Origin of the sequence: Variovorax boronicumulans NBRC 103145 (assembly GCF_001591345.1) — a bacterium.
Taxonomy (GTDB): Bacteria; Pseudomonadota; Gammaproteobacteria; order Burkholderiales; family Burkholderiaceae_C; genus Variovorax; species Variovorax boronicumulans.
Genome location: NZ_BCUS01000208.1, coordinates 1 through 5859, shown reverse-complemented (window position 1 = coordinate 5859; position 5859 = coordinate 1). Strand labels below are relative to the sequence as shown.

The 5859-nt window shown below is 50.0% G+C and carries 1 protein-coding gene, 2 tRNA genes and 3 rRNA genes; 1 reads left to right on the top strand and 5 read right to left on the bottom strand.

The annotated features are described in order from the left end of the window. Nucleotides 1-157: 157 nt before the first annotated feature. From rrf to VBO01S_RS30550, 5 genes are all read right to left on the bottom strand, one after another. Nucleotides 158-270, bottom strand: a 5S ribosomal RNA gene (gene rrf, locus VBO01S_RS30570). Nucleotides 271-398: 128 nt separating this feature from the next. Continuing rightward, a 23S ribosomal RNA gene (locus VBO01S_RS30565) occupies nt 399-3272 on the bottom strand. A gap of 321 nt (nt 3273-3593) precedes the next feature. Then, a tRNA-Ala gene (locus VBO01S_RS30560) sits at nt 3594-3669 on the bottom strand. A gap of 30 nt (nt 3670-3699) precedes the next feature. Then, nucleotides 3700-3776 (bottom strand) — tRNA-Ile (locus VBO01S_RS30555). 89 nt (nt 3777-3865) lie between these two features. Then, nucleotides 3866-5400: ribosomal RNA gene (locus tag VBO01S_RS30550) — 16S ribosomal RNA — on the bottom strand. Together the 16S, 23S and 5S rRNA genes with 2 tRNA genes alongside form the textbook arrangement of a ribosomal RNA operon. 96 nt (nt 5401-5496) lie before the next feature. On the opposite strand from VBO01S_RS30550, the gene VBO01S_RS33110 reads away from it, so the two are divergent. Beyond that, nucleotides 5497-5859 (top strand): hypothetical protein (locus VBO01S_RS33110; protein WP_218005428.1); only part of this gene is annotated, 363 nt, incomplete at its 3' end.

Sequence of the window (5859 nt, the reverse complement as noted above, 5' to 3'; positions counted from 1 at the left end):
GATGCTTCGGGAGTTCACAACGCCTGATTGACGGTTGTTTGCTGCAATAAAAAAGCGCTGCTTCTTTCGAGTCAGCGCTTTTTATGCGTTTGGTCTTTGCATTGCGCAAAGCAAAAAACCCCAGTCATTGCTGACTGGGGTTTTCTGGGCTGTAAGAGCCTGACGATGACCTACTTTCACACGGGAACCCGCACTATCATCGGCGCTGAGTCGTTTCACTGTCCTGTTCGGGATGGGAAGGAGTGGTACCAACTCGCTATGGTCATCAGGCATAAAGGGTTGTCTGACTGATCACACGATCAATCAAACGAATTCATAGAGTTTGGAATCAGCTTTTGGCGAATTATTTTGAATGCGTCAACTTGGCATAACACCCTGATCAGATTGATCAAAGTTATAGGGTCAAGCCGCACGAGCAATTAGTATCAGTTAGCTTAACGCATTACTGCGCTTCCACACCTGACCTATCAACGTCCTGGTCTTGAACGACTCTTTAGGGGGCTCAAGGCCCCGGCAGATCTCATCTTGAAACGAGTTTCCCGCTTAGATGCTTTCAGCGGTTATCTCTTCCACACTTAGCTACTCGGCAATGCCACTGGCGTGACAACCGATACACCAGAGGTGTGTCCACTCCGGTCCTCTCGTACTAGGAGCAGGCTTCCTCAAATCTGCAGCGCCCACGGAAGATAGGGACCAAACTGTCTCACGACGTTTTAAACCCAGCTCACGTACCTCTTTAAATGGCGAACAGCCATACCCTTGGGACCGGCTACAGCCCCAGGATGAGATGAGCCGACATCGAGGTGCCAAACACCGCCGTCGATATGAACTCTTGGGCGGTATCAGCCTGTTATCCCCAGAGTACCTTTTATCCGTTGAGCGATGGCCCTTCCATACAGAACCACCGGATCACTATGTCCTGCTTTCGCATCTGCTCGACTTGTCAGTCTCGCAGTTAAGCACGCTTATGCCATTGCACTATCGTCACGATGTCCGACCGTAACTAGCGTACCTTCGAACTCCTCCGTTACGCTTTGGGAGGAGACCGCCCCAGTCAAACTGCCTACCATGCACTGTCCCCGATCCAGATAATGGACCTAGGTTAGAACCTCAAACACACCAGGGTGGTATTTCAACGTTGGCTCCACAAGATCTAGCGACCCTGCTTCAAAGCCTCCCACCTATCCTACACAGATCTGTTCAAAGTCCAATACAAAGCTACAGTAAAGGTTCATGGGGTCTTTCCGTCTTTCCGCGGGGAGATTGCATCATCACAAACATTTCAACTTCGCTGAGTCTCAGGAGGAGACAGTGTGGCCATCGTTACGCCATTCGTGCAGGTCGGAACTTACCCGACAAGGAATTTCGCTACCTTAGGACCGTTATAGTTACGGCCGCCGTTTACTGGGACTTCAATCAAGAGCTTGCACCCCATCATTTAATCTTCCAGCACCGGGCAGGCGTCACACCCTATACGTCCACTTTCGTGTTTGCAGAGTGCTGTGTTTTTAATAAACAGTCGCAGCCACCGATTTTTTGCAACCCATTCATGCTTCGTTGTTCACTACACACTAATAGGGCACACCTTCTTCCGAAGTTACGGTGTCAATTTGCCGAGTTCCTTCTCCTGAGTTCTCTCAAGCGCCTTAGAATACTCATCTCGCGCACCAGTGTCGGTTTGCGGTACGGTCGTTGTTAGCTGAAGCTTAGTGGCTTTTCCTGGAACCTCGTTCAGTCACTTCACGGACAAGTCCGCTCGATCGTTGGCCTCGGTATATGTGCACCGGATTTGCCTAATGCACGCCTACATCCAACTAAACCAGAATAATCCAATAACTGGATGACCTATTAAGATCCGTCCCCACATCGCACTAACAATCGGTACAGGAATATTGACCTGTTTCCCATCAGCTACGCATCTCTGCCTCGCCTTAGGGGCCGACTCACTCTACGCCGATGAACGTTGCGTAGAAAACCTTGCGCTTACGGCGAGGGGGCTTTTCACCCCCTTTAACGCTACTCATGTCAGCATTCGCACTTCTGATACCTCCAGCACGCTTTACAACGCACCTTCACAGGCTTACAGAACGCTCTCCTACCACTTGCAATAAATTGCAAATCCGCAGCTTCGGTAACTGGCTTAGCCCCGTTACATCTTCCGCGCAGGACGACTCGATCAGTGAGCTATTACGCTTTCTTTAAATGATGGCTGCTTCTAAGCCAACATCCTGACTGTTTTAGCCTTCCCACTTCGTTTCCCACTTAGCCAATTTTAGGGACCTTAGCTGGCGGTCTGGGTTGTTTCCCTCTTGAGTCCGGACGTTAGCACCCGGTGCTCTGTCTCCCAAGCTGTACTCATCGGTATTCGGAGTTTGCCTTGGTTTGGTAAGTCGCCATGACCCCCTAGCCAAAACAGTGCTCTACCCCCGATGGTAATACTTGAGGCACTACCTAAATAGTTTTCGGAGAGAACCAGCTATTTCCAAGTTTGTTTAGCCTTTCACCCCTATCCACAGCTCATCCGCTAGTTTTGCAACACTAGTCGGTTCGGACCTCCAGTACCTGTTACGGCACCTTCATCCTGGCCATGGATAGATCACTTGGTTTCGGGTCTACACCCAGCGACTGATCGCCCTATTCGGACTCGATTTCTCTACGGCTTCCCTATTCGGTTAACCTTGCCACTGAATGTAAGTCGCTGACCCATTATACAAAAGGTACGCAGTCACCCTTGCGGGCTCCTACTTTTTGTAAGCACGCGGTTTCAGGATCTATTTCACTCCCCTCCCGGGGTTCTTTTCGCCTTTCCCTCACGGTACTAGTTCACTATCGGTCAATGATGAGTATTTAGCCTTGGAGGATGGTCCCCCCATATTCAGACAGGATTTCTCGTGTCCCGCCCTACTTGTCGTTAGCTCAGTACCACACAGGTCATTTCACGTACGGGGCTATCACCCGCTATGGCCAGCCTTTCCAAGCTGTTCCGTTATGTCTTGTGCTATCACTAACAGGCTTCTCCGATTTCGCTCGCCACTACTTTCGGAATCTCGGTTGATGTCTTTTCCTCGAGCTACTGAGATGTTTCAGTTCACCCGGTTCGCCTCGCATGACTATGTATTCATCATGCGATACCTTTGCAGGTGGGTTTCCCCATTCGGAAATCTCCGGATCAAAGCTAATTTGCCAGCTCCCCGAAGCTTATCGCAGGCTATCACGTCCTTCGTCGCCTATCATTGCCAAGGCATCCACCACGTGCTCTTATTCACTTGACCCTATAACTTTGACGTTTCTTGCGAAACTACAAAATCATCTCAAGGAATATGTCAGGTCTTTCACCTGACGCGTTATGCCGTACTTCCAATATCGATTTGACTCGAAATTGAAGTTTCTTTTGACGCAATCAAAAATTCTATGTTGCTGATGGCACGGTCTGCACTAAACCTTTACGAATGTGCAGTTTCCATCAGCAACGCTGATTCGACTCTATGAATTTTTAAAGAACAGCCGATTGATCAAGAGATCCTGATCAACAACAAAGAAGCCTCATGCTTTCGCAGGAAGCTGCTTTGGTGTTGAATAAGTATCGAAGTTATTGGTGGAGGATGACGGGATCGAACCGACGACCCCCTGCTTGCAAAGCAGGTGCTCTCCCAGCTGAGCTAATCCCCCTCAAACTCTCACACGAGATATCAGAAGATTTGGTGGGTCTAGTTGGGCTCGAACCAACGACCCCCGCCTTATCAAGACGGTGCTCTAACCAGCTGAGCTACAGACCCATTCGCCAATCATCTTCAAAATTGAAGACAACCGACTTCTTCCAACAACCGATAAGTGTGGGCGTTTAAATTAAATTGCTTGTTTCCAGAAAGGAGGTGATCCAGCCGCACCTTCCGATACGGCTACCTTGTTACGACTTCACCCCAGTCACGAACCCTGCCGTGGTAATCGCCCTCCTTGCGGTTAAGCTAACTACTTCTGGCAGAACCCGCTCCCATGGTGTGACGGGCGGTGTGTACAAGACCCGGGAACGTATTCACCGTGACATTCTGATCCACGATTACTAGCGATTCCGACTTCACGCAGTCGAGTTGCAGACTGCGATCCGGACTACGACTGGTTTTATGGGATTAGCTCCCCCTCGCGGGTTGGCAACCCTTTGTACCAGCCATTGTATGACGTGTGTAGCCCCACCTATAAGGGCCATGAGGACTTGACGTCATCCCCACCTTCCTCCGGTTTGTCACCGGCAGTCTCATTAGAGTGCCCAACTGAATGTAGCAACTAATGACAAGGGTTGCGCTCGTTGCGGGACTTAACCCAACATCTCACGACACGAGCTGACGACAGCCATGCAGCACCTGTGTTACGGTTCTCTTTCGAGCACTAAGCCATCTCTGGCGAATTCCGTACATGTCAAAGGTGGGTAAGGTTTTTCGCGTTGCATCGAATTAAACCACATCATCCACCGCTTGTGCGGGTCCCCGTCAATTCCTTTGAGTTTCAACCTTGCGGCCGTACTCCCCAGGCGGTCAACTTCACGCGTTAGCTTCGTTACTGAGTCAGTGAAGACCCAACAACCAGTTGACATCGTTTAGGGCGTGGACTACCAGGGTATCTAATCCTGTTTGCTCCCCACGCTTTCGTGCATGAGCGTCAGTACAGGTCCAGGGGATTGCCTTCGCCATCGGTGTTCCTCCGCATATCTACGCATTTCACTGCTACACGCGGAATTCCATCCCCCTCTACCGTACTCTAGCTATGCAGTCACAGATGCAGTTCCCAGGTTGAGCCCGGGGATTTCACAACTGTCTTACATAACCGCCTGCGCACGCTTTACGCCCAGTAATTCCGATTAACGCTTGCACCCTACGTATTACCGCGGCTGCTGGCACGTAGTTAGCCGGTGCTTATTCTTACGGTACCGTCATTAGCCTTCTGTATTAGAAAAGACCGTTTCGTTCCGTACAAAAGCAGTTTACAACCCGAAGGCCTTCATCCTGCACGCGGCATGGCTGGATCAGGCTTTCGCCCATTGTCCAAAATTCCCCACTGCTGCCTCCCGTAGGAGTCTGGGCCGTGTCTCAGTCCCAGTGTGGCTGGTCGTCCTCTCAGACCAGCTACAGATCGAAGGCTTGGTGAGCCTTTACCTCACCAACTACCTAATCTGCCATCGGCCGCTCCATTCGCGCAAGGTCTTGCGATCCCCTGCTTTCATCCGTAGATCGTATGCGGTATTAGCACAGCTTTCGCTGCGTTATCCCCCACGATTGGGCACGTTCCGATGTATTACTCACCCGTTCGCCACTCGCCGCCAGGATTGCTCCCGCGCTGCCGTTCGACTTGCATGTGTAAGGCATGCCGCCAGCGTTCAATCTGAGCCAGGATCAAACTCTATAGTTCGATCTTGATTTTTGCGCCTGACCTCACGGTCAAGCAAAACTCATAAAAAAAGAATTAAAGTGAACTTCACTTCTATCTCATGAGCGTTTTTAAGTCTTGCGACTTGTTCCGAAGAACTTACGCAATTACCTTCAAACGCCCACGCTTATCGGCTGTAATTTTTTAACGATCACCGAAGCAACTTGTCGTTTACTTCGTTTTGCTTTGCTGCGATCAGCGAAGCCTTGTAGTCTAACACGATTTTTTAAGTATCGTCAAACTTTTTTCGCTTTCTTCAACTTCTTTTTTCGCATCCCGAATCTCTCGATTCAAGCTGCTGAAGTTGTTTTCAGCGGAGCCTTCGATTATGCACTGTTTTTCAACATCGCGTCAACTTTCGAAGACTTTTTTCGCTTTCCACTTCTTCTTTCCTGCAACCCAAACCTTTCAGTTCAAGTCGCTGAAGTTGTTTCAGCGAAG